The sequence below is a fragment of the Rhizobium sp. LjRoot30 genome (assembly GCF_964253915.1).
GTDB lineage: Bacteria > Pseudomonadota > Alphaproteobacteria > Rhizobiales > Rhizobiaceae > Metarhizobium.
Window position 1 is genome coordinate 332,439 of sequence record NZ_CAXUSG020000003.1, and the last position, 22,338, is coordinate 354,776.

Consider the following 22,338-nt stretch of genomic DNA (forward strand, 5'->3'; position numbering starts at 1 on the left):
CTATATCCAAAGCGGCGACTTTCCGAACATCCTGACACCCAACGATTGGCATTGAAATGAAATTTCTCGACGAAGCAAAGGTCTATATCCGCTCCGGAGACGGTGGCGCGGGTGCCGTTTCCTTCCGGCGTGAGAAGTTCATCGAGTTCGGCGGGCCCGACGGCGGCGACGGCGGGCGCGGCGGCGACGTCTGGGTCGAGGCGGTGAACGGTCTCAACACCCTGATCGACTTCCGCTACCAGCAGCACTACAAGGCCAAGACCGGCACGCACGGCATGGGCAGAAACCGCACCGGCGCCAATGGCGAAGAGGTGACGATGAAGGTGCCGGTCGGCACCCAGATCCTCGAGGAAGATGGCGAAACGCTGATCGTCGATCTGGTGCGCGAAGGCCAGCGCTTCCGCCTGGCGGCCGGCGGCAATGGCGGTTTCGGCAACGCCCATTTCAAGTCGTCCACCAACCAGGCGCCGACCTGGGCCAATCCCGGCCTTGAGGGCGAGGAAAAGACCATCTGGCTGCGACTGAAGCTGATTGCCGATGCCGGCCTGGTCGGACTGCCCAATGCCGGCAAATCGACCTTCCTGGCGACGGTGACGCGCGCGCGCCCGAAGATCGCCAACTACCCGTTCACCACCCTGCATCCCAATCTCGGCGTCGCCACCATCGACGGCCGCGAATTCGTGCTGGCGGATATTCCCGGCCTGATCGAAGGCGCCCATGAAGGGGTCGGCATCGGCGACCGCTTCCTCGGCCATGTCGAGCGCACCCGTGTTCTGCTGCACCTCGTTTCGGCGCAGGAAGAAAAGGTTGGCAAGGCCTACAAGACGGTGCGCCACGAGCTAGACGCCTATGGCGGCGACCTGATCGGCAAGCCGGAGATCGTCGCCCTGTCGCAGATCGACACGCTCGACGACAAGGAACGCAAGAAGAAGGCCAAGGAGCTTGAAAAGGCCTGCGGCCGTCCGCCGATGCTGTTGTCGGCCGCGACCGGCGAAGGCATGACGGACGCATTGCGGGCACTGCGCGACATCATCGTCGCCAGCAGCGGCGGCGACACGGCTTTGCCGGATCGCAGCGTGCCGGTGGAAAGTGACGTCGAGGACGAGGATTGAGATGAGCAACGGCCGCAAACCGCTCGCTTCCTACCGGCGTGTCGTCATCAAGATCGGCTCTGCTCTTCTCGTCGACCGCAAGACCGGGCTGAAACAGTCTTGGCTTGACGCCATGTGCGCCGATATCGCCAAGCTGAAGGCAGGCGGAACCGACGTGCTCGTCGTTTCCTCCGGCGCCATCGCGCTTGGCCGATCGGTGCTGAACGTGCCGGCCGGCGCCCTGAAGCTGGAAGAAAGCCAGGCGGCGGCGGCCGTCGGCCAGATCGCGCTGGCCCATGCCTGGACGCAAAGCCTGTCGCAGGATGCAATCATCGCCGGGCAGATCCTGCTGACGCTCGGCGATACGGAAGAGCGCCGCCGCTACCTCAACGCCAAGGCGACGATCAACCAGCTGCTCAAACTCGGCGCCGTGCCGATCATCAACGAAAACGATACGGTCGCCACCAGCGAGATCCGCTACGGCGACAACGACCGGCTGGCCGCCCGCGTCGCGACGATGACCGGCGCCGACCTTTTGGTGCTGCTCTCCGATATCGACGGCCTCTATACGGCACCGCCGCATCTCGATCGCGAAGCCCGTTTCCTCGATACGATCGAGGCGATCACCCCCGACATCGAGGCGATGGCGGGCGGTGCGGCATCCGAACTGTCGCGCGGCGGCATGCGCACCAAGATCGATGCCGGCAAGATCGCCACGGTTGCCGGCTGCGCCATGATCATTGCCTCGGGCAAGCCGGATCATCCGCTGCAAGCCATTGAAAACGGCGCACGTTCCTCCTGGTTTGCGCCCTCCGGCACACCGGTCACGGCGCGAAAAACCTGGATTGCCGGGCAGTTGCACCCGGCCGGCGAATTGCATGTCGATAGCGGCGCGGAAAAGGCACTGCAATCCGGCAAGAGCCTGCTTCCGGCCGGCGTGCGCACGGTCGTCGGGCAGTTCGAGCGCGGCGACACGATTGCCGTCATCGGCGCGGAAGGGCGGGAAATCGCCCGCGGCCTCGTCAGCTACGATGCCGACGAGGCACGCCAGATCACCGGCCGCAAATCGAGCGAGATCGAAGCCATACTCGGATATGCCGGCCGCGCCGCGATGGTGCACCGCGACGATCTGGTGATGACCGCCCGGGCCACGGAGAAACGAACGAAGGATGCAGTCCATGCTTGAGAAGGTGACGCAGACCCTGGATATCGAAGCGTTGATGAACGACATCGGCGCCAAGGCCAAGGCCGCGCGCCGACCGTTGGCGATCGCTTCCACCGATGCCAAGAACCGGGCGCTGAACGCCATGGCCGACGAGATCGTCGCGGCGACAGGGACCATTCTTGCCGCCAATGCCGAGGATCTCAAGGATGTCGAAGGCACGGACATGCTGCCGTCCTTCATCGACCGGCTGACGCTGACCGAAAAACGCATCCATGACATGGCCGACGGCATCCGCGCCATCGCGACGCTGGACGATCCGGTCGGCGGCGTCATTGCCGAATGGGACCGGCCGAACGGCCTGCACATCGAGCGCGTGCGCACGCCGCTCGGTGTCATCGGCGTCATCTACGAAAGCCGGCCGAACGTCACGGCGGATGCCGGTGCGCTGTGTCTCAAGGCCGGCAATGCCGTCATCCTGCGCGGCGGCTCGGATTCGCGCCGGTCGTCACAGGCAATCCATGCCTGCCTGGTCCGCGGCCTCAAGGCTGCCGGCCTGCCGGAACACGCGATCCAGCTGGTGCCGACCACCGACCGCGCCGCCGTCGGCGCCATGCTGTCCGGCCTCAACGGCGCCATCGACGTCATCGTGCCGCGCGGCGGCAAGAGCCTGGTGGCGCGGGTGCAGAATGAGGCCCGCGTGCCGGTCTTCGCCCATCTGGAAGGCCTCTGCCATATCTATGTCGACGTCTCCGCCGACCTCGACATGGCGAAATCGATCGTCGTCAACGCCAAGATGCGCCGCACCGGGATCTGCGGCGCCGCCGAAACGCTGCTGGTCGACAGTGCTGCCATCGGCACGCATCTGATGCCGATCCTGGAAGCGCTGACGAATGCCGGCTGCGAGATCCGCGCCTCCTCCACCGTGCTGAAGATCTTTCCGGCCTTCAAGCCGGCGACCGAAGAGGATTGGCGCACCGAATATCTCGACGCGATCATTTCCGTCGCCATCGTCGACGGCATTTCCGGCGCGATCAAACATATCGGTCACTATTCGTCGAACCACACTGAGGCGGTGATCGCCGAGGATCCCGATGTGGTCGAGCGTTTCTTCAACGAGATCGATTCCGCCATCCTGCTGCACAATGCCTCGACGCAATTTGCCGATGGCGGCGAATTCGGCATGGGCGGCGAGATCGGCATCGCCACCGGCAAGATGCATGCCCGCGGCCCTGTGGGCGTCGAGCAGCTGACCTCGTTCAAATACCGCGTGCGCGGCACCGGCCAGACCAGACCGTGACGTGACAGCAGAAAAGATCGACCGCCGCTACCTGATCATGCCCCATGCCGAACGCGGCATGGTCGTGGGCCTGTTCGGCGGTTCGTTCAATCCGCCGCATGAGGGCCACGAACTGGTGGCGGACATCGCGCTTCGCCGCCTCGGCCTCGATCAGCTGTGGTGGATGGTGACGCCGGGCAACCCGCTGAAAAGCCACTCCAATCTGGCGCCGCTTTCGCAGCGGCTCGCCTGGAGCGAAAAGGTGGCCTCCGACCCGCGCATCAAGGTGACCGCCTTCGAAAAGACCCTCGGCGGCAGCTACACCGCCAAGACCCTGGCGCGGGTGAAAGCGCTCAATCCGCATGTGCATTTCATCTGGATCATGGGTGCCGACAATCTCAAAAGTTTCGACAAGTGGCAGAACTGGCAGGGCATTGCCTGCACCTTCCCGATCGCCGTGATCGACCGGCCGGGGGCGACACTGTCCTACCTTTCCTCGAAAATGGCGCAACGCTTTGGTTTCGCCCGCCTCGACGAAGACGATGCCGGCGTGTTGTGGATGAAGCGGGCGCCCGCCTGGACCTTCATCCACGGCCCGCGTTCGACACTGAGTTCGACGGCGCTGCGCGCTGCCGGCGCAAAGTGATCAGCCGGCTATCGTGTCGCCAAATCCGGGTGGGCAGCACGGCCCCTGCGCCGCAGTGCGGCAAAACGGCCATACCGGAAATGATCCGTAAGAACCACCAGACCCCATGTCTTGAAACGTTAGGGGTTTGATGCCTATCTTTATAAACGATTGGGGCGATTTGCCCGAATCGCCAGTGCCTGTTGCTGTTACGCCAAAGAAAGGAAAAACTCTGACAACAGTACACGCCAAGGGGAGAGCGCTCGCCGCCACCCCTAAAAGCCCGGAACGTGGCGCCGATGCCGCTGCCCGTGCTCTTCAACTGGTCCTCCTCAGCCTGGAGGACTCGAAGGCAGAAGATATTGTCACCATCAACATTGCCGGAAAATCGGCGCTTGGAGATTACATGGTTGTCGTCTCCGGCCGTTCGAACAGGCATGTCGCCGCCATCAGCGACCACCTGATTTCCGACCTCAAGGAAGAGGGTTTCGGCAACGCTCGCGTCGAGGGTCTGGAAACCGGAGACTGGGTGCTGATTGACACCGGTGACATCATCGTCCATGTGTTCCGCCCCGAAATCCGCGAGTTCTACAACATCGAGAAGATGTGGGCTGCCCCGGATCTCGAAGAAGAGACATTGCACTGATCGACCTTGCCGGCATGCTTTTGCATTCCGAAGGACGATAGGCCGAACCGGTACGGCGGCAACCAGGCCGCCGGGAGCCGAGCGGCCCGGACGCACGGAAAGCAGACATGCGGATTGGCCTTTTTGCTGTTGGCCGGCTCAAAGCCGGGCCTGAGAAGGATCTTGCGGCTCGTTATCTCGAACGGCTGGCAAAGGCCGGACCGGCGATCGGCATCGAATTTTCGCGCGTCGTCGAAGTGGCCGAAAGCCGCGCCGCAAACGCTGCGACTCGAAAACGCGAAGAAGCCGGCCTGCTGGAAAAGGCATTGCCGGAAGGCGCCGTTCTCATTCTCCTCGACGAACGCGGCAAGGCGCTCGACAGCGAAGCCTTCGCCACGACGGTCGGCCAGTATCGCGACAACGGCAAACGCGACCTGATGATCGCCATCGGCGGCGCCGACGGGCTCGATCCGGCCCTTTACGACCGGGCGGACGCCACGTTCTGTCTCGGCAAGATGACATGGCCGCACCAGCTGGTGCGCATCCTCATCGCCGAACAGCTGTACCGCGCCGTGACCATCCTTTCCGGCCATCCCTATCACCGAATTTGACGGCAACGGTCGCGTAGTGCCGGATTTTCGTCTTTCCTTAATCGGTAACGGCGATGTTCCTTGGCGATCGGCCGCAAATCAGCTTAGATTCCGGCTTCTTTTGACCGCGATGACCGAAGACCGAATGGACGCATCGACCTGCAAACCGAAAAGAGCGCTGCTGGCAGGGCTTAGCCTTGCCGTTGTCGCCGGTTTGTCGCAGCCACCGTTTCTCCCAGAGGCTTTCGCCCAGGAAAAATCCGGCACCCAGCCGAGGATCGTCGCGGAAAGCGACCCTACCGCCGAATTGCAGCGCGAGCGGGACCTGACACGCAGCGAGCTGGAAACGCTGTCCAGGACCATGACCCTTTCGGCTGAAAAAGCCGCGAGCCTGAAACAGAGCATCGACGCGCTGGAGAAAAGCACCGTCAGCCTGCGTTCGGCACTGATCGATTCGGCAAACCGCCGCAAGCAACTCGACAAGCAGATCGCCGCCAGCGGGGAAAAACTCGCGGAACTCAATATCCGCCGCGACAAGATCCATGGCTCGCTGAAGGAGCGCCGCGGCCTGCTGGCGGAGGTTCTCGCTGCCTTGCAGCGCATGGGCCGCAATCCGCCGCCAGCCCTTCTCGTGACGCCCGACGATGCGCTTGCCTCCGTGCGCAGCGCCATCCTGCTCGGCGCCGTTGTTCCCGGCATCCGCAAGGAGACGGAGCGGCTTGCCACCGACCTGCAGGAACTCGCGACGCTTTCGGCTGAAATCCTGACGGAAAAGGCCAATTTCACCACCACCGTCACCAACAATCTCGAAGAAGAGCGGCGCATGGACCTGCTCATCGTCGAGAACGACAAACTAAGCCGCAAGACGGCCGAGGAACTGGAGGCGGAGAGGCGGCATGCGAAAGATCTGGCAGCCCGCGCCACCAGCCTCGAAGGCCTGATCGGCTCGCTGGAAACGGAAATAACCTCCGTGCGCGAGGCAGCCGCACTGGCAAAGGCGGAGGAGGAAAAGCGCCGCCAGATGACCGACGAGCAGCGGCAGAAGGCAAAAGAACTCGCCGAGAACGGCGTGCCCGACAAAAACCGCATTGCGCCTGCATATGCTTTTTCCGATTTGAAAAATAAGCTGGAGCTTCCGGTTGCAGGCGAGATCATCCGCCAGTTCGGCGATGCCGACGGCACCGGTCACCCGGCCAAGGGCATGACGATCGCATCCACACCGGGCATGCTGGTCACGGCGCCGGCGGATGGTTCGGTGGTTTTCGCCGGGGTTTTCCGCAGCTATGGCCAGGTGGTCATCCTGAACACCGGCGATGGCTACCACCTGGTGATGTCCGGCATGGATCAGATCAAGACGCGCCAGGGCAAATTCGTCTTCGCCGGCGAACCCCTTGCAGTCATGGGTGAGAAAAGAGTGGCGAGCGCGACGGCATTGGCGCTGGAAACGGATCGCCCGACACTTTACATTGAATTTCGAAAAGGCGACCAGCCGGTCGATTCCCGACCGTGGTGGACCGCGACAGGCACTGGAAAGGCACGCAATGATACGTAGGGCTTCACTTGTTCTCGTAGGCGCTCTGATGGGTGCGACGGCGATGAGCGTCATTTATTCGGCTGGCATGCCTGCGGTCGCCGCAGGTGCGTCCACCTACAAGGAACTGTCGATCTTCGGCGACGTCTTCGAGCGCGTCCGCGCCCAGTACGTCACCCCGCCGCAGGAAGACAAGCTCATCGAGAATGCCATCAACGGCATGCTGACCTCGCTCGATCCGCATTCCAGCTACATGAATGCCAAGGATGCCGACGACATGCGCACCCAAACCAAGGGTGAGTTCGGCGGCCTCGGCATCGAAGTGACGATGGAAGAAGAACTCGTCAAGGTCATCACCCCGATCGACGACACGCCGGCCTCGCGCGCCGGTGTCCTGGCCGGCGACTTCATCTCCGAGATCGACGGCCAGCCGGTGCGCGGCCTCAAGCTCGAAGACGCCGTCGACAAGATGCGCGGCGAGATCAACACGCCGATCAAGCTGACGATCCTGCGCAAGGGCGCCGACAAGCCGATCGAGCTGACCATCGTCCGCGACATCATCCCGGTTCGCGCCGTCAAGTCGCGCGTCGAAGGCGACGTCGGTTACCTGCGTGTCATCTCCTTCTCGGAAAAGACCTATGACGACCTCGAAAAGGCGATCGTCAACATCAAGAAGGAAGTGCCGGCCGACAAGCTGAAGGGCTACGTGCTTGACCTGCGCCTCAACCCGGGCGGTCTGCTCGACCAGGCGATCAACGTCTCCGATGCCTTCCTGGAGCGTGGCGAAGTGGTTTCGACCCGCGGCCGCAATCCGGACGAGACCCGCCGCTTCAACGCCGGCCCGGGCGACCTGACCGACGGCAAGCCGGTGATCGTGCTGATCAACGGCGGTTCGGCCTCGGCCTCCGAAATCGTCGCCGGCGCCTTGCAGGACATGCATCGCGCCACGGTTCTCGGCACACGCTCCTTCGGCAAGGGTTCGGTCCAGACCATGATCCCGCTCGGCGAGAACGGCATGCTGCGCCTGACCACGGCGCTGTATTACACGCCGTCGGGCAAGTCGATCCAGGGCACCGGCATCCAGCCGGATATCAAGGTTGACCAGCCGCTGCCGGTCGAACTGCAGGGCAAGGTGACCATGGAAGGCGAATCCAGCCTGCCGGGCCACATCAAGGGCCAGAACGAGACCGAAGAGGGCTCAGGCTCCGTGGCTTACGTTCCGCCGGAACCCAAGGACGACGTGCAGCTGAACTACGCGCTCGACCTGCTGCGTGGCGCCAAGAAGGATCCGGCTTTCCCGCCGATCGCCGACAAGGCCGAAGTCACCAAGTAAATATCGGGAAAGGCGCCGGCCCCTCACGCGGGGGCCGGCGCCTTTTGATTCGCGATCGGGGCGGGCGCATCATTGGGAACGGATCTCCACGAACCGCTGGGCAGGAACCGCGCCGCGGCCAAAAAGCCTTATCGCCGGCTGACGGCGGCTGCGGTGTTTTCCGTTCTCGGCATCGTCTTCATCGGTGCCGTTTCCGTTTATGCCCTCCTGCCATCCGAAAAGCTGGGCCGTCCTTCCGAAACCGAAATCGCCCAGGCTGAAAAGCCGGCGGAGACATCGCAGAATACCGGCGAGATTGCCGCAGAGAAGCCAGCGGAGCAAGCCGATGGCCTGCCGCGCGAAAAATCGCATTCCGGCGCCAAGGTCGAGCGGACGCTGACCAATGACGGCTCCGTCGTCACCAAATATTCGCCGAAAACGAGAGACGGGAAAGGCCCGGTGCTGATCGACACCGCCGCCATCGGCCAGGATCCGCGCATGGCGGCGCTGCCCAACGACGACCTCCTGGAAGACAGCCCCTATGGAAAGCTGCCTATCATCGGCAAGGATGGATTGCGCCCGGTGGAGCAATATGCCCGCCCCTGGTCCGGCAGCCGCAGCACCCGCATCGCCATCGTCGTCGGTGGCCTCGGCCTCAGCCAGACGGGCACGCAGCGCGCCATCAAGCAATTGCCGGAAGAAATCACCTTCGCTTTCGCCGCCAGCGGCAACAGCCTGCAGCGCTGGATGCAGGAAGCCCGCCGCAGCGGCCACGAGATCCTCATCCAGTTGCCGCTGGAACCATTTGATTATCCGGATAACGATCCTGGCCCGGGCACGCTGCTGACGTCGCAATCCAAGGACGACAACATTGCCGATCTGCACCAGGCGCTAGGCAAGATCACCAATTATACCGGTGTGATGAACTACCTCGGTGGCCGTTTCCTCTCCGATGCCGATGCGCTCGACCCGATCATGCGCGACATCGCCGCCCGCGGCCTCCTGTTTCTCGACGACGGGTCGGTGGCGCAGACCCAGACGGGCAATTTCGCCAAGGCGCTGGACATGCCGCATGCCTTTGCCGACGTGCAACTGGACGGACAGCTGAATACCGGCGCCATCCTCGCCAAGCTGGACGAACTTGAGCGCATCGCCCGGCGCAACGGCCAGGCGATCGGTGTTGCCTCCGCCTTCGACGAAAGCATCGCCGCCATCCGCCAGTGGAGCGACGAAGCATCGCTGCGCGGCATCGAGATCGTCGGCGTTTCGGCGCTGGCAACCAATCCTTGAGATGCCAAACCTTGAGACCAATGATATGAGCAAGAACAAGAACGCCCCCGTGAAAGCCGAAGACCTGCCTTACCGTCCCTGCGTCGGCATCATGGTGCTTAATCGCCAGGGGCTGGTCTGGGCGGGCAAACGTATTCCCATCGGCAATTCCGAATATGACGGTTCGCCGCAGCTGTGGCAGATGCCGCAAGGCGGCATCGACAAGGACGAAGACCCGCTGAAGGCCGCCTATCGCGAGCTTTACGAAGAAACCGGCATGCGGTCGGTCTCCCTGCTTGCCGAGGCGCCGAACTGGATCAATTACGACCTGCCGCCGCAGCTCATCGGCATCGGCCTCAAGGGCAAGTTTCGCGGCCAGACGCAGCGCTGGTTTGCCTTTCGTTTCGAAGGTGACGAAACCGAGATCGCCATCAACCCGCCGCCCGGCGGGCACGAACCGGAGTTCGATGCCTGGGCGTGGAAGCCGATGCACGAATTGCCCGGCCTGATCGTCTCGTTCAAGCGCAGCGTCTACGATGCCGTGGTGGCGGAATTCAGCCACCTCGCCGGGCAGTAAGGGCCAGGAGGCGTTACCATGCTGCATGTCGGCTGGAGCCATCGGACCGAGGCGCCGGCCCGCATCATGGTCTACCCGGACGGCTGCCGCGACGTCATCATCGCCGAGCCGCCGGACCGGGCGCCATACATCCTGTTTTCGGATTGGGATTTCCAGCCGCGGGCGGTCGATGTGATAGCGGGCACGCGAATGACCGGCTTTCGCCTGCGCCCCGGCTTGACGCTGACGCCTGCCGCCCTTGCCGAATTGACCGGGCAGGAAACGAAGATAGCGACCTTTCTCGAAAGCATGTTGAGCCCGACAGACGAGCTTGCCGATGTCATCGCTCTTCTCGCCGGCTCCACCATGCCGCTTGCCCGCATCGCCCGCCATGCCGGTGTCTCGTCGCGGACGCTGCAGCGACGGTTGCGCGAATGCCAGATGCCGTCGCCGGATTACTGGCGCCGTCTCGGGCGGGCGCGACGCACGGTTTCCGCCCTATCCGGCAGCGAAACCCTGGCCGATACGGCGGCTCGTTTCGGGTACAGCGATCAGGCGCACATGAGCCGCGAATGCAAATCCTGGTTCGGCCGGAGCCCGGCGCAATTGCGCCGCGACCCCGGCACGCGCGCCATCCTGGCTCAGCCGGGGGTCGGCAACTGGACCGGCGAGCAGATCTCGATCAGGTAGCCGTTGGGGTCGCCGACATAGGCGATCACCTGCCCCCAGGGCACGTCTCTTGTGGCCTGAACCAGCGTCGCACCCGCGGCAAGCGCCTGCTGCAGCGCGCCCTCAACATCCTCCGTCTCGAAGGCAAGCTCGAAAGCCGGGGCGGCGAGCGAAGGTTTTTGCGGATGTTTTCCCAATTGCCGCATCAGCGCCGTGGAGGAAAAGGCAAGTTTGGTCGCGCCAGTCGAAAGCTCGCCGTAGTCACCGCTCTCATGCAGGAAGGCGATTTCGAAACCGAAGGCGCGGACGAAGAAATCGAGGCTGGCACCGACGTCGTCGACATAGAGGATGGTGTAGCGAAAATTCATGAGCTGCTCCTTTGCTTCACCCCGCGACAGATAGGGGAATGGCCGTGGAAGATCTTGAATTTTCGCGACACAAAAACGAAAAAGCCGCCCGCGAAACACCACGGGCGGCTTTTCAAAGCATGAAAAATTAGTGCTCGTCGCCTTCTGCTTCGTCGGCAGAGCCGGCATTGAGCTGGCCGTATTTCGCTTCGCCGATCTTGTCGAGCAGTTCCAGCTGGGTTTCCAGGAAGTCGATGTGACCTTCCTCGTCCATCAACAGCTGCTCGAACAGTTTCATGGAAACGTAGTCGCCGGCCTCGTAACAGATGTCGCGCGACTTCTTGTACGAGGTGCGGGCGTCGTATTCGCCGGCAAGGTCGGCTTCCAGCACTTCCTTGACGTTCTGACCGATGCGCAGCGGCGAAACCGTCTGCAGGTTGGGGTGGCCTTCGAGGAAGATGATGCGTGCGACAAGTTTGTCGGCATGCTGCATTTCTTCGATCGATTCGGCACGTTCCTTCTTTGCGAGCTTGGTATATCCCCAGTCTTCAAGAAGGCGATAATGCAGCCAATATTGATTGACCGCGCCCAGTTCGAGGAACAATGCCTCGTTAAGCCGCTCGATGACTCTTTTGTCGCCTTTCAAGGTCCGCTCTCCTGTTTTCTTCATGGAATTCTTTGAGGCGGGCCATAAAATCAAATATTTCGGCGTCCGTCGAGTCACGCCGGCTATGGTAATGTTCGGTTGTGCGGATGATGATGTCCACCACATTGGGGAAACAGCCGCAGCAGCGGCCGCGCTTTTCCATCGCGTGATAGACTTTTGCCGGCACGATCAGCTGCCAACAGTCCTCATCGAGGAGCCCGATGATGGTGTCTTCGATCTCTTTTACGGTAATGAAGTTGCAGCTGCAAACCAGCATGTCGTCTTGCCTGTCATACGCAACGTACTGAATTGGTTTCATAAAGCAAAAGAGGATATTTGCTGTCAACAAAAAACTGCCGCGACGGGGATCGACAAAGATTGGAATCGATCTAAACTTGATAAAATTGATCGTATTTTCATGAGCTTAGGGAGAGCCTTCGGCCCGAAGCACGACAAAAGCCTGCGTCATAAAACCGCAAAAATTCCAAAAAAATATTTTTGGTGAGGACGAAAAAACGATCGCCCGGATGCTGTTTCGGCGAAAGAAAGACCTCGGCATCCGCGACTCAATGAAAGTTGCGCCCCTTCGGCATGACCTGCGCCGCTTCGATGGCCGCCCTTCGTGCCGTTTCCCTGTCGCCGCCTCCTTCCTTCCCTGCGCCATGACGGCGCAATTCGATTGCCCTGGATTGCAGCCCCTCCGTCGGTGGCCCATCCCCCGCCTTGCCCTTCTGCAGCAGGGTCAGCAGCGGCGTCATGTCCTCCAGATGTTCGGCGACCACATGGATCACTCCGCTTTCCCGCTGCAGACGACCGCGAATGAGCACCACCCGCGCGCCCATGACCACGGGGCGGTAACGATCGAAAACCTTGTTCCAGACGATCGCATTGGCGACCCCGGTTTCATCCTCGATGGTCATGAAGATGACGCCTTTTGCCGATCCGGGCCGCTGGCGCACCAGCACCAGGCCGGCAATACTCACCCGCTGCCCCGCCGGTGCTGTCGCTAGGTCGCGGCTGCAGGTCACGCCTGCCCGGGAGAAACGCTGGCGCATAAAGGTGACCGGATGAGCCTTGAGCGACAGCGACAAGGCACGATAATCCTCGATCACCTGCTCGCCGGGCAGCATCGCCGGTAGGGCCACATCCGGCTCGCGCTGCAGATCGTTGTTGTCGCCCCGATCGAAGAGCGGCAGATACTCCGCCGCCGCCTTTTCATCCAGAGCCCTGACCGCCCACAACGCATCGCGGCGATCAAGACCGAGGGAGCCGAAGGCATCTGCATCCGCCAGCCGCTCGATGGTAGAACGCGACAGGCCGGATCGCAACCAGAGATCACGCACCGAGACATATCCGGCGCCGCGCCTTGCAACACAGGTCCGCATTTCGTCCTCGCCCGCCCCCCTGACCTGCCGGAACCCCAGTCGCACGGCTTTTTTTGTCAAAATGACGGCTCGCATCGTGGCATGCCGCGGATCCACCCGGCGCGGATCAAAGCCATCATCTTCCAGCAGGCAATCCCAATCGGAATGGTTGATATCGACAGGTCGAACAACGACGCCATGCTCACGCGCATCCCGCACCAATTGTGCCGGCGCATAAAACCCCATCGGCTGCGAATTCAGCAACGCGACGCAAAAAATGTCCGGGTAATAGGTCTTGAACCAGCAGGAGGCATAAACGAGCAGCGCGAACGAGGCTGCATGGCTTTCGGGAAAACCGTATTCGCTGAACCCCTTGATCTGGTTGAAGCACCGTTCGGCGAACTCTTTTTCATAACCTTTCTTCACCATTCCGGCGATCATCTTGTCGTGGAAATAGGTGATCGTGCCCGTCCGCTTGAATGTCGCCATCGCCCGCCGCAGCCGATCCGCTTCCGCCGGTTCGAAACCTGCGGCGGTGATGGCGATCTGCATCGCCTGTTCCTGGAACAGCGGCACGCCGAGGGTTCGCTCCAGGATTGCCTTCAATTCCGGCTTGGGGAATTCCACTGCCTTCCCATGACGGCGCCATTCCTCGCGGCGCTTGAGATAAGGATGGACCATGTCTCCCTGAATGGGGCCGGGCCGGACGATCGCCACCTCGATGACCAGATCGTAGAACTCGCGTGGCCGCAGGCGCGGCAGCATGCTCATCTGCGCCCGGCTCTCGATCTGGAAGACGCCGATCGTATCGGCCCGGCAGATCATGTCGTAGACCGGACCTTCATCGGCATGGACGGCATGGCCGAGATCGGAGAGCGACTTCTTCCGATCATAATGCAATCGAAGCAGTTCGAAGGCCTTGCCCAGGCATGTCAGCATGCCGAGCGCCAAAACATCGATCTTGAACAGGCCGACCGTATCGAGATCGTCCTTGTCCCATTCGATCATGAAACGGTCTTCCGAGGCCGTATTCATGATCGGAACGATCTCGTCGAGGCGATCCCGGGTGATGACGAAGCCGCCGACATGCTGGGTCAGGTGCCTGGGGAATTCCATGAGCAGACCGGTATATTCGAGAACCTGCTTGGTCGTGCGATCCTGCATGTCGAGACCGGCGGCCCTGGCCTGCTCGTCGGAAAAACCATGCGTCCACCAGCCCCACACGGAAGCAACGAGGGCAGACTGCACGTCTTCCGACAGCCCGAAGGCCTTGGCGACCTCCCTGCCCGCCGACCGGGTCCGGTAGGTCGTGACGGCGGCGGCAAGGCCGGCATATTCCTTGCCATAGGTCTTATAAATGTAATCGATGACCTCCTGGCGGCGGGCATGCTCGAAATCGACATCGATATCCGGCGGCTCATGGCGCTCCGTCGATAGAAACCGTGCGAAAAGAAGCTTCATCTTCCTCGGATCGACATCGGTGATCTCAAGGCAATAGCAGACCGTCGAATTGGCAGCCGACCCTCTTCCCTGGCAGAGGATGTCCTTGCTGCGGGCAAATTGCATGATGTTGCGGATCGTCAGGAAATAGGAGGGGTAGTCCTTGTCCTCGATAAGCTCGAGTTCCTGGCTGATCTGCTGGACAACGGCACCGGACGCACCTTCCGGAAAACGCTTGGCAAAACCTTCCCAGGTCAATCGCCGCAAGGTTGCCATCGGCGTTTCGTCCTCACGGGTCTCCATCGGATAAAGATGCCCGAGCTCGTCGAGAGAAAAAGATAGCCGGCGAAATAGTTTCTCCGTATTGCTGACGGCCTCCGGATAGACGCGGAAAATCCGCCGCATCTCCGCACAGTCTTTCAGGTGACGTTCTGCATTGGCGGCCAGCAGAAGCCCGGCTTCGGCGATTGTGACATGATGACGAATCGCCGTCACGACATCGGCCAGCGGGCGCCGCTCCACCCGGTGATACAGCGGCTCGTTGGTTGCGATGAGCGGCAGGCGCAATTTTTCCGCAAGCATGGCCAGTTCCGCAAAAATCCGCCGGTCATTGCCGTCGTAATGCGGGGAAAGAGCGAGATAGGCTCGGCCGGGGCAGCTGGTTTTCAGGCTTGTCAGAAAATCTTCGAGATGCTGCCAAGCGGCCGGGTCAATGCGCCTGCGGTCGGGCACCACCACCAGGATCAACTCCTCCTGCCATTCCATGAGATCTGCGGCGTACAGGGTGCAAGTCCCCTTTTCCGAGCGCAGGTTGCCGGTGCTCAGCAGGCGGCAGAGATGGCCCCAGCCCTTGCGATTGATGGGAAAAGCCAGGATGTCAGGCGTTCCGTCGCAGAAGACGAGGCGGGCGCCCGGCTGAACGGCGACAGGATCGAGCAGTTCCTCCCCCTCTTCCGTCTGCCAGGGTTTTCCGGCCATCGCCGCCTCGTATTTCTCCAGGATCGCCTTGGCTTTCGAATGCGCCCGCACCATGCCGGCAACGGAATTGCGGTCGGTGATGCCGAGGCCGGACAAGCCCAGCCGGGAGGCCTGGGCAACCATGTCTTCGGCGCTGGAGGCGCCTTCCAGGAAGGAAAAATTGGTGCGGGCACCGATTTCGCAAAAGCCGGCGGTGCTCATGCGAATACGCCCTGCATGTACCAGAGCGGCTCGCTGGTCTCGCGCTCGTAAAGGCCTTCACGATAGAGCCAGTAGCGACGCCCGACTTCGTCCTCGACGCGGAAATAATCGCGCGTGAACGTATCCTTCTCATCGACCCACCATTCCGCCGCCAGCCGCTCCGGCCCTTCGGCGCGGCGAACCCGGTGAAGCGTGCGCCGCCAGCGGAAGCTGACCGGCGGCCCTTCCGGGACGGCGGCGGTGGCCTCGACGATCTCGGGGTGGCGGAAAAGGCGCAGCGGCCGCTCGGATCGGCAGGCGGTGACCTCTCCCGCCGACGGCGGTGTTTTCGACAGGCCCTGGACCACCTCTGCCGCCGGCACGAACAGGGAGGCACGTTCCGGCAGGTGGCTTTGCCGGTCGACCGGCGCCAGAAGACAATCGCTGCCGAAGCGGGCGGTCACCTGGTCGATGAAGGTGCCAAGGCTAGCCTGCTGGTTTCCTTCCCCGGAAAAATCCTGCTGCTCGGCCGCAAAACTTTCCGACTGCAAGACATTGAGGCGAACGATCTCGATTCCGAATCCGGCATCGAGATCGTCATGCAGCGCCTGGAACCGGCCACGGAACAAGGCGGCCGTCCGTTTCGGCTCCCGCAACGGCAGCGATGCGCCGGCCGACAGACGCAGGACGGCGCCATCGACACGGAAAAGAAGCAGTTCGAAAAGACGGCCGCCCAACCCCTGCCTTTCCAGCTCCGGTTTTAGCGCTATCGCCAGCTGCAGGGCCAGATGCAGGAGATCCTCCTCCGCCTGGACCGGTTCGGCGAGCCGCCGCTCCACCGACAGGCTGGCCACCGGCCGCCGCGGCGAAATCGGCTCGTCGTCCTGCCCGAGCGCCTGGTCCAAGCGCAAAAGCAGGCCGGCGCCGAACCGGCGGGCAAGCGGTGCCCGCGGCTTGTGGAAGAGATCGCCGACCTGCCGCAACCCGACCTTGAAAAGCGACAGAACCATCTGTTCGTCGAGGCGCAGCGCCGAGAGGGGCAGGGGCGCCAGAGCCCGTTCGGCCTCGCCGTCACCGATAATGGTTTCCTGGCCGTAGCGGGCGATCGCCCAGGAGAGGCCGGGGGACGACGAGATGGTGGCGCGCACGTCGAGGCCGAACTGCTGCAGTTTCGACAGCACATCCTTGAGCAGGGCGGCCTCGCCGCCAAACAGATGGGCGCAGCCGGTGATATCGAGGAAAATGCCGTCCTCGCCGTCGAGCGCAACCAGGGGCGTGTAGCGATCGCACCAATCGGCGATCGCCGCCAGGAAACGCCGGTCGGCGGCGGCATCCGCCATGATCACCTCCAGCTTCGGGTGGATGGCGCGCGCCTCCGCCACGCCTTGCAGCTTTTTCAGGCCGATCCTTTCGGCAACCTCGTCGAGCGCCGTCAGCCGCATGGCATTCTTGATCGATGCGGCACAGACCAGCGGCGGCCCGTCAGGACGCCCGGTGCAACGCCACGACATGCCCCAGCGGCTGCGGGCGATGCGATCGGTCGCCAGATGCGGAAAATAGAGCGCCAGAATGCGCTGGCTGCGGCTTTTCGCCAGAAGCGACGGAGGGAAGGGGGAGGGCAGAGAACTGGCGGTCATGGGGGTTCCACTCCAGGTAAAAATCCGCAAGGGCCGGTAGCCGGCTCTTTTCGAAAACAAGGTGAAAGGCCGGGTTGTCGAGACTGCCCGGCAAGGCGGAACCATCCGCCAGATGCCGGACGGTGGCCGGCGCCGGCCCGATGCGCAGCCGAAAGACGGCGCTGCTCGCCTCCTCCTCTCCGGCCTGCCGCATCAGCAGCAGAGAACATCCGACGGCCCGCGCCTTCAGGCTCAGCCGCCGGCTTTCCGTCAGCCCGAAACGGGCGGGATTGCCGCGCACCTCCAAAAGTACGGCCGAGAAGGCCCGGCTTTCCAGCCCGGCCTCGGCCAGCCACAAGGCTTCGTCGATGCCCTTGGGCGAGGCATACAGGAGATGGTTGGCCGGCAAGCCGAAATCCTGCAGCCCCTGCACCAGGGGCAGGCCGGCTTCCATCGCCACCACCTTTTCGCCGATCCACAGGACCAGCGGCCGACGGGCCGCCTTTGCGAAATGGCGATGCAGCAGCACGCAGAGACCGAGGGCAAAACCCGTGACGGCCCCGGCATCGCGCAGCTCGGCGCCGCGCAATTCCATCATCTCGCCCAGCGGCAGACCGCCCTGCAGCACCGCATCGAAAGCCGGCACACCGAGCGGCAAAACCTTGCCCGACGGCTCTTCACCCGGCTTCGGCCGGGCTGTGAACGGCTTTTCCGACATCGATCCGATACAGGCGACATCCGCAGGCAAAACCTTGCCTTCGATGCGCGCGATGGTTTCGCGCAGGGCAAAAAGCGCCTCTCGCGCCACGGCGTTTCCGGCCATGGACGTTCACTCCTCATTCGATTGTCATAAGGGCCCGTTTTCATAAGGGCAGGAGGCGGGCCATCCTATGTGGCGCCTCCATGTTCACTTTATGTTCTTATGGATTCCAGAGGTGCAAAGGAGAGTCAACAGGATTCTTTGTGAATTTATTCCTGTCCCGAAATCCGCACTCGAAAAGTGCCGGCAAAGGGCCTATATGGTGTCAGCAATAAGGAGCAGTGATGGCCCGTATCGACCAGACCGAAGATTGGCGTGAACGTCATGCGCCGACGATCAGTACATTCGAATCGTTGGCGATTGAGGCCTATGGCAACCTTCCGGAAGAATTCCGCTCTCTCACCGACAACCTGATCATCGAGATTTCCGATTTTCCGACCGACGAAGTCTTCGAGGACATGGCGCTCGAGACGCCCTTCGACCTGCTCGGTCTTTTCGAAGGGCGCGGCATCACCGAACGGTTCACCATGGATACGGGCGAGATGCCGAACCGTATCACGCTCTATCGCCGGCCGATCCTCGACTATTGGGCAGAAAATGAAGAAACGCTGGGCGATATCATCACCCATGTGCTGATCCACGAGATCGGCCACCATTTCGGCCTCAGCGACGACGACATGGAGCGCATCGAAGAAAGCGCCGAGGCGGCAGCGGACGGGCGCTGACGCCTGCCGTGCTGCAACCCGGCTGGAAACGATCTCGTTTTATTGCTCGGAGAGCTTCATCTCTGGATCGTAATCCTTGCCATGCACCGTTTTCACCACGGCCTGGCCGGCGATCATCTGGCCCGTCTGGCTGTTGAAGGAAAGCGTCGGCGAACCCTGCAGTTCCCACCCCTTGTTGAGCGCGGCGCTGACCTTGTGGCAGAAGGACGCGTCGTCGGGACCGGTCAGGAAGCGGTAGAGTTTCATCGGGCAGCCTTTCGTTCGGCAATGAGGCGGACTTTCTGCATCAATCGTTCGGCTTCTTCAAGATGCAGGCGCTCGACCATGCGTCCGTCGAGATTGACGACGCCGAGGCCGGCGGCAGCGGGATCGGCAAAGGCGGCGATGATCGCCTCGGCCTCCCTGACGGCCGCTTCGTCCGGGCCAAAATGCCGGTTGGCGGCGTCGATCTGGGCGGGGTGGATCAGCATCTTGCCGTCGAACCCCATGGCGCGGCCCTGGCCGCATTCGGCGCCGTAGGCGTCGAGATCGCGAAAATCGTTGCAGACGCTGTCGATGACATCAAGCCCATAGGCGCGGGCAGCGAGAACCACCTGCATCAGCCACGGCACGAGATAGCTCCGGCCCGGCAGCGGCAGGACGCCGGTTTCCTTGCGCAGGTCGTTGAGGCCGACGACGAAACAATCGAGCCGCGGCCCTTCGGTGCGCCCGGTCTCGGCGATCGCCGCGATATTGAGGATGGCGCGCGGCGTCTCCACCATCGCCCAGATCCGCAGGCTCTCCGGCGCGTCGTTTTCGTCGAGGAGATCGGAAACCGCCAGGATATCGTCGGGGCTGTCGACCTTCGGCAGCAGCACGGCCTGCGGACGCAGCGCCAGCACGGTCTCCATGTCCTGGGCACCAAAATCCGAGGACAGCGCATTGATGCGGATGACGGCCTCGCGGCCGGCAAGCGGCGTTTCCGAAAAAAACCGCTTCAGATTGTCGCGCGCCTCGGCCTTCTTCTCCGGCGCGACCGAATCTTCCAGGTCGAAAATCACCGCATCACAATCCAGCCCATGCACCTTTTCAAGTGCCCGGCGGTTGATGGCGGGCACGCTGAGGACCGAGCGGCGCAGATGGGCGGGACGAAAATGCGGAGAAACAGGCATGACCAAGTTCTGCCAAGCTTTTGCCGGCGCCGCAAGTCAACAAAATGCCATGCTCCCCTTGCACAAGGGGAATCAAGGGACCACATTGCAATCAGAGAAAGGCTTGAAAATCATGCAGAACATCCGTTCATTCTTCTTCACCCTCTCCGCCGTTGCTCTGGTCGCCGTCCTCGCGTTCCTCACCTTCTCCGCAACACTTGCCTTTGCTGGCGTGCTTGCGGCGGTGATGATTGCCCGTGCCGTTTCCATGAAGCTGAAGCCGGTTCCGGTGCGCGCCCGCCATGGCCGCCAGCCGAATCGTGTCTGGAATGACGGACGCGGCACGATCATCGACATGTGATTCGATCTCCGGCAGCACCACTGCCGGCCTGCCGCAGGCATCCTGTCAAAATTCTCCTTCAATTTTGCCCGGATTTCCTCTATTGGCAGGGAAAATCCGCATGACAGCAAGGCAGGGTCCCATGGATAAGTTCGTAAAGCTCACCGGCGTCGCTGCGCCGCTCCCGGTCGTCAACATCGACACCGACATGATCATCCCGAAAGATTATCTGAAGACGATCAAGCGGACCGGTCTGGGTACCGGCCTTTTCGCTGAAGCCCGCTACAAGGAAGACGGCAGCCTGAACGAAGATTTCGTGCTGAACAAGCCCGCCTACCAGAACGCCAAGATCCTGGTTGCCGGCGACAATTTCGGCTGTGGCTCCTCGCGTGAGCATGCGCCGTGGGCCCTGCTCGATTTCGGTATCCGCTGCGTCATTTCCACCAGCTTTGCCGACATCTTCTACAACAACTGTTTCAAGAACGGCATCCTGCCGATCGTCGTCAGCCCGGAAGACCTGGACAAGCTGATGGATGATGCCCAGCGCGGCTCCAACGCCATCCTGACGGTGGATCTCGAAGAGCAGGAAATCACTGGTCCGGACGGCGGCCGCATCTCCTTCGACATCGACGCCTTCAAGCGCCACTGCCTGCTGAATGGCCTCGACGACATCGGCCTGACGCTCGAAAAGGTGTCGAGCATCGACAGCTTCGAGAAGTCGAACGCGGCAAGCCGCCCCTGGGCCTGAGCCAAGCCGGCGACAAGACGGTTACCATGATGAAGCAGCCCGACCAGGGCTGCTTTTTTGTTGCCCGCAGGGTGGCGGCCCACCTTGTGCCGCTCACCTGCAGCACATGGCAAAACCTCGCCAAGATCGCGGTCACGCTGCTTGAAATACAGGGCCGCGGCGTTTATGAACGCCCGCAACATATTCCCAAAACAAGCGTCCCAATACAGGGGTTTTCCATGACAGTGCGCAATCTTTTCCTTCTGCCGGGTGACGGCATCGGCCCGGAAGCCATGGCCGAAGTCCGCAAGATCATCGCCTATCTGAACGAGGCAAAGGGCACGGGTTTCGTTCTCGACGAAGGCCTGGTCGGCGGTGCGGCCTATGATGCGCACGGCTCTGCCGTTTCGGAAGAAGACATGGCCAAGGCGCTCGCCGCCGATGCCGTGCTGTTCGGCGCCGTCGGCGGCCCCAAGTGGGACGCCGTTCCTTACGAAGTCCGTCCGGAAGCCGGCCTGCTGCGCCTGCGCAAGGACCTGAAACTGTTCGCCAACCTGCGCCCGGCGATCTGCTACCCGGCGCTTGCAGCCGCCTCGTCGCTGAAGCCGGAACTGGTGGAAGGCCTCGACATCCTGATCGTGCGCGAACTCACCGGCGGCGTCTATTTCGGCGAGCCGAAAGAAATCATCGACCTCGGCAACGGCCAGAAGCGCGGCATCGACACCCAGGTCTATGATACCTACGAGATCGAGCGTATCTCCGGCGTCGCCTTCGAACTGGCCCGCACCCGCCAGAACCGCGTCTGCTCGATGGAGAAGCGCAACGTCATGAAGTCGGGCGTGCTCTGGAACCAGGTGGTGACGGAAACGCACAAGGCGAAATATTCCGACGTGCAGCTCGAGCACATGCTGGCGGATGCCGGCGGCATGCAGCTGGTGCGCCAGCCGAAGCAGTTCGACGTCATCGTCACCGACAACCTGTTCGGCGACATGCTCTCCGACGTCGCCGCCATGCTGACCGGTTCGCTCGGCATGCTGCCGTCCGCCTCGCTCGGCGCGCCGGATGCCAAGACCGGCAAGCGCAAGGCGCTCTACGAGCCGGTGCACGGTTCGGCGCCTGACATTGCCGGCAAGGGCATCGCCAACCCGATCGCCATGATCGCCTCCTTCGCCATGTGCCTGCGTTACTCCTTCAACCTCGTCACCGAGGCCGACACCCTGGAGAAGGCAATCGCCAACGTGCTCGACAAGGGCATTCGCACCGGCGACATCATGTCCGAAGGCTGCAAGCAGGTCGGCACCGTCGAGATGGGCGACGCGATCCTCGCCGAGTTCAAGGCGATTTCGGCCTAAGTTTTTCACGTGAAACATAAAACG

At 62.2% G+C, this 22,338-nt stretch carries 23 protein-coding genes; 15 read left to right on the top strand and 8 right to left on the bottom strand.

What is annotated here, in order from left to right:
• Window positions 1–56: 56 nt before the first annotated feature.
• From obgE to ACSQ3I_RS09305, 11 genes are all read left to right on the top strand, one after another.
• Complete coding sequence (gene obgE, locus ACSQ3I_RS09255; RefSeq protein ID WP_435998124.1) at window positions 57–1,112, top strand: GTPase ObgE; 1,056 nt, start codon at window positions 57–59, stop codon at window positions 1,110–1,112.
• A gap of 1 nt (window position 1,113) precedes the next feature.
• Window positions 1,114–2,277 (top strand): glutamate 5-kinase, encoded by a 1,164-nt coding sequence (gene proB / locus ACSQ3I_RS09260; protein WP_435998126.1) that lies wholly within the window; start codon window positions 1,114–1,116, stop codon window positions 2,275–2,277.
• Window positions 2,270–3,553: a glutamate-5-semialdehyde dehydrogenase gene (locus ACSQ3I_RS09265; RefSeq protein ID WP_435998128.1), complete on the top strand. Its 1,284-nt coding sequence runs from the start codon at window positions 2,270–2,272 to the stop codon at window positions 3,551–3,553. The genes proB and ACSQ3I_RS09265 overlap by 8 nt, the downstream gene beginning before the upstream one ends.
• 37 nt (window positions 3,554–3,590) lie before the next feature.
• The gene (locus ACSQ3I_RS09270) at window positions 3,591–4,178 is read left to right on the top strand and encodes a nicotinate-nucleotide adenylyltransferase (protein ID WP_435998335.1); all 588 of its coding nucleotides are present in this window, start codon (window positions 3,591–3,593) and stop codon (window positions 4,176–4,178) included.
• 130 nt (window positions 4,179–4,308) lie between these two features.
• Window positions 4,309–4,803 (top strand): ribosome silencing factor, encoded by a 495-nt coding sequence (gene rsfS, locus ACSQ3I_RS09275; RefSeq protein ID WP_435998337.1) that lies wholly within the window; start codon window positions 4,309–4,311, stop codon window positions 4,801–4,803.
• Between the two features lie 107 nt (window positions 4,804–4,910).
• Window positions 4,911–5,393 (top strand): 23S rRNA (pseudouridine(1915)-N(3))-methyltransferase RlmH, encoded by a 483-nt coding sequence (gene rlmH / locus ACSQ3I_RS09280; protein ID WP_435998130.1) that lies wholly within the window; start codon window positions 4,911–4,913, stop codon window positions 5,391–5,393.
• Between the two features lie 124 nt (window positions 5,394–5,517).
• Window positions 5,518–6,924 (top strand): murein hydrolase activator EnvC family protein, encoded by a 1,407-nt coding sequence (locus ACSQ3I_RS09285; RefSeq protein WP_435998132.1) that lies wholly within the window; start codon window positions 5,518–5,520, stop codon window positions 6,922–6,924.
• On the top strand, window positions 6,914–8,236 hold the full coding sequence (locus tag ACSQ3I_RS09290; RefSeq protein ID WP_435998134.1) for a S41 family peptidase: 1,323 nt from the start codon (window positions 6,914–6,916) through the stop codon (window positions 8,234–8,236). The genes ACSQ3I_RS09285 and ACSQ3I_RS09290 overlap by 11 nt, the downstream gene beginning before the upstream one ends.
• Before the next feature lie 72 nt (window positions 8,237–8,308).
• Complete coding sequence (locus ACSQ3I_RS09295; protein ID WP_435998136.1) at window positions 8,309–9,505, top strand: divergent polysaccharide deacetylase family protein; 1,197 nt, start codon at window positions 8,309–8,311, stop codon at window positions 9,503–9,505.
• A 25-nt stretch (window positions 9,506–9,530) separates the two neighbouring features.
• A complete protein-coding gene (locus ACSQ3I_RS09300; RefSeq protein WP_435998138.1) occupies window positions 9,531–10,061 on the top strand; it encodes an RNA pyrophosphohydrolase in 531 nt (176 codons plus the stop codon).
• 18 nt (window positions 10,062–10,079) lie between these two features.
• Window positions 10,080–10,730 (top strand): helix-turn-helix domain-containing protein, encoded by a 651-nt coding sequence (locus ACSQ3I_RS09305; RefSeq protein ID WP_435998140.1) that lies wholly within the window; start codon window positions 10,080–10,082, stop codon window positions 10,728–10,730.
• Here ACSQ3I_RS09305 and ACSQ3I_RS09310 read toward each other — a convergent pair.
• The 6 genes from ACSQ3I_RS09310 to ACSQ3I_RS09335 all read right to left on the bottom strand — a co-directional run bounded on the left by ACSQ3I_RS09310 (window position 10,682) and on the right by ACSQ3I_RS09335 (window position 18,103).
• A complete protein-coding gene (locus tag ACSQ3I_RS09310; protein ID WP_435998142.1) occupies window positions 10,682–11,077 on the bottom strand; it encodes a VOC family protein in 396 nt (131 codons plus the stop codon). The genes ACSQ3I_RS09305 and ACSQ3I_RS09310 overlap by 49 nt on opposite strands.
• Window positions 11,078–11,204: 127 nt before the next feature.
• The gene (bfr, locus tag ACSQ3I_RS09315; protein ID WP_435998144.1) at window positions 11,205–11,702 is read right to left on the bottom strand and encodes a bacterioferritin; all 498 of its coding nucleotides are present in this window, start codon (window positions 11,700–11,702) and stop codon (window positions 11,205–11,207) included.
• Window positions 11,668–12,021 carry a (2Fe-2S)-binding protein gene (locus ACSQ3I_RS09320; protein WP_435998339.1) on the bottom strand — a complete coding sequence of 118 codons (354 nt, stop codon included), beginning with the start codon at window positions 12,019–12,021 and terminating at the stop codon, window positions 11,668–11,670. The genes bfr and ACSQ3I_RS09320 overlap by 35 nt, the downstream gene beginning before the upstream one ends.
• 247 nt (window positions 12,022–12,268) lie before the next feature.
• The gene (locus ACSQ3I_RS09325) at window positions 12,269–15,685 is read right to left on the bottom strand and encodes an error-prone DNA polymerase (protein ID WP_435998146.1); all 3,417 of its coding nucleotides are present in this window, start codon (window positions 15,683–15,685) and stop codon (window positions 12,269–12,271) included.
• Entirely contained in the window at window positions 15,682–17,259 is a 1,578-nt protein-coding gene (locus ACSQ3I_RS09330; RefSeq protein WP_435998341.1) for a Y-family DNA polymerase, read from the bottom strand. The genes ACSQ3I_RS09325 and ACSQ3I_RS09330 overlap by 4 nt, the downstream gene beginning before the upstream one ends.
• Window positions 17,147–18,103 carry an ImuA family protein gene (locus tag ACSQ3I_RS09335; RefSeq protein ID WP_435998147.1) on the bottom strand — a complete coding sequence of 319 codons (957 nt, stop codon included), beginning with the start codon at window positions 18,101–18,103 and terminating at the stop codon, window positions 17,147–17,149. The genes ACSQ3I_RS09330 and ACSQ3I_RS09335 overlap by 113 nt, the downstream gene beginning before the upstream one ends.
• A 221-nt stretch (window positions 18,104–18,324) precedes the next feature.
• On the opposite strand from ACSQ3I_RS09335, the gene ACSQ3I_RS09340 reads away from it, so the two are divergent.
• Window positions 18,325–18,765 (top strand): metallopeptidase family protein, encoded by a 441-nt coding sequence (locus tag ACSQ3I_RS09340; protein ID WP_435998149.1) that lies wholly within the window; start codon window positions 18,325–18,327, stop codon window positions 18,763–18,765.
• A 39-nt stretch (window positions 18,766–18,804) separates the two neighbouring features.
• Here the strand turns inward: ACSQ3I_RS09340 and ACSQ3I_RS09345 are convergent, their stop codons facing one another.
• Both ACSQ3I_RS09345 and ACSQ3I_RS09350 read right to left on the bottom strand, forming a co-directional pair.
• Window positions 18,805–19,011 carry a DUF1737 domain-containing protein gene (locus ACSQ3I_RS09345; protein ID WP_435998151.1) on the bottom strand — a complete coding sequence of 69 codons (207 nt, stop codon included), beginning with the start codon at window positions 19,009–19,011 and terminating at the stop codon, window positions 18,805–18,807.
• Entirely contained in the window at window positions 19,008–19,916 is a 909-nt protein-coding gene (locus ACSQ3I_RS09350) for an HpcH/HpaI aldolase/citrate lyase family protein (protein WP_435998153.1), read from the bottom strand. Before ACSQ3I_RS09350 ends, ACSQ3I_RS09345 begins: the two co-directional genes overlap by 4 nt.
• Window positions 19,917–20,028: 112 nt before the next feature.
• Between ACSQ3I_RS09350 and ACSQ3I_RS09355 the strand changes: the two genes are divergently transcribed.
• The 3 genes from ACSQ3I_RS09355 (at window position 20,029) to leuB (ending at window position 22,314) form a co-directional block, all read left to right on the top strand.
• A complete protein-coding gene (locus tag ACSQ3I_RS09355; protein WP_435998343.1) occupies window positions 20,029–20,256 on the top strand; it encodes a hypothetical protein in 228 nt (75 codons plus the stop codon).
• 121 nt (window positions 20,257–20,377) lie between these two features.
• Window positions 20,378–20,983 carry a 3-isopropylmalate dehydratase small subunit gene (gene leuD / locus ACSQ3I_RS09360; RefSeq protein ID WP_435998155.1) on the top strand — a complete coding sequence of 202 codons (606 nt, stop codon included), beginning with the start codon at window positions 20,378–20,380 and terminating at the stop codon, window positions 20,981–20,983.
• Between the two features lie 218 nt (window positions 20,984–21,201).
• The gene (gene leuB / locus ACSQ3I_RS09365) at window positions 21,202–22,314 is read left to right on the top strand and encodes a 3-isopropylmalate dehydrogenase (protein WP_435998156.1); all 1,113 of its coding nucleotides are present in this window, start codon (window positions 21,202–21,204) and stop codon (window positions 22,312–22,314) included.
• Window positions 22,315–22,338: the final 24 nt, after the last annotated feature.

Bases quoted from the DNA above. Each gene is read 5' to 3' on its own strand.
- obgE (WP_435998124.1), top strand. From the start codon at position 57: ATGAAATTTCTCGACGAAGCAAAGGTCTATATCCGCTCCGGAGACGGT.
- proB (WP_435998126.1), top strand. From the start codon at position 1,114: ATGAGCAACGGCCGCAAACCGCTCGCTTCCTACCGGCGTGTCGTCATC.
- ACSQ3I_RS09265 (WP_435998128.1), top strand. From the start codon at position 2,270: ATGCTTGAGAAGGTGACGCAGACCCTGGATATCGAAGCGTTGATGAAC.
- ACSQ3I_RS09270 (WP_435998335.1), top strand. From the start codon at position 3,591: ATGCCCCATGCCGAACGCGGCATGGTCGTGGGCCTGTTCGGCGGTTCG.
- rsfS (WP_435998337.1), top strand. From the start codon at position 4,309: ATGCCTATCTTTATAAACGATTGGGGCGATTTGCCCGAATCGCCAGTG.
- rlmH (WP_435998130.1), top strand. From the start codon at position 4,911: ATGCGGATTGGCCTTTTTGCTGTTGGCCGGCTCAAAGCCGGGCCTGAG.
- ACSQ3I_RS09285 (WP_435998132.1), top strand. From the start codon at position 5,518: ATGGACGCATCGACCTGCAAACCGAAAAGAGCGCTGCTGGCAGGGCTT.
- ACSQ3I_RS09290 (WP_435998134.1), top strand. From the start codon at position 6,914: ATGATACGTAGGGCTTCACTTGTTCTCGTAGGCGCTCTGATGGGTGCG.
- ACSQ3I_RS09300 (WP_435998138.1), top strand. From the start codon at position 9,531: ATGAGCAAGAACAAGAACGCCCCCGTGAAAGCCGAAGACCTGCCTTAC.
- ACSQ3I_RS09305 (WP_435998140.1), top strand. From the start codon at position 10,080: ATGCTGCATGTCGGCTGGAGCCATCGGACCGAGGCGCCGGCCCGCATC.
- ACSQ3I_RS09310 (WP_435998142.1), bottom strand. From the start codon at position 11,077: ATGAATTTTCGCTACACCATCCTCTATGTCGACGACGTCGGTGCCAGC.
- ACSQ3I_RS09320 (WP_435998339.1), bottom strand. From the start codon at position 12,021: ATGAAACCAATTCAGTACGTTGCGTATGACAGGCAAGACGACATGCTG.
- ACSQ3I_RS09325 (WP_435998146.1), bottom strand. From the start codon at position 15,685: ATGAGCACCGCCGGCTTTTGCGAAATCGGTGCCCGCACCAATTTTTCC.
- ACSQ3I_RS09335 (WP_435998147.1), bottom strand. From the start codon at position 18,103: ATGGCCGGAAACGCCGTGGCGCGAGAGGCGCTTTTTGCCCTGCGCGAA.
- ACSQ3I_RS09340 (WP_435998149.1), top strand. From the start codon at position 18,325: ATGGCCCGTATCGACCAGACCGAAGATTGGCGTGAACGTCATGCGCCG.
- ACSQ3I_RS09345 (WP_435998151.1), bottom strand. From the start codon at position 19,011: ATGAAACTCTACCGCTTCCTGACCGGTCCCGACGACGCGTCCTTCTGC.
- ACSQ3I_RS09350 (WP_435998153.1), bottom strand. From the start codon at position 19,916: ATGCCTGTTTCTCCGCATTTTCGTCCCGCCCATCTGCGCCGCTCGGTC.
- ACSQ3I_RS09355 (WP_435998343.1), top strand. From the start codon at position 20,029: ATGCAGAACATCCGTTCATTCTTCTTCACCCTCTCCGCCGTTGCTCTG.
- leuD (WP_435998155.1), top strand. From the start codon at position 20,378: ATGGATAAGTTCGTAAAGCTCACCGGCGTCGCTGCGCCGCTCCCGGTC.
- leuB (WP_435998156.1), top strand. From the start codon at position 21,202: ATGACAGTGCGCAATCTTTTCCTTCTGCCGGGTGACGGCATCGGCCCG.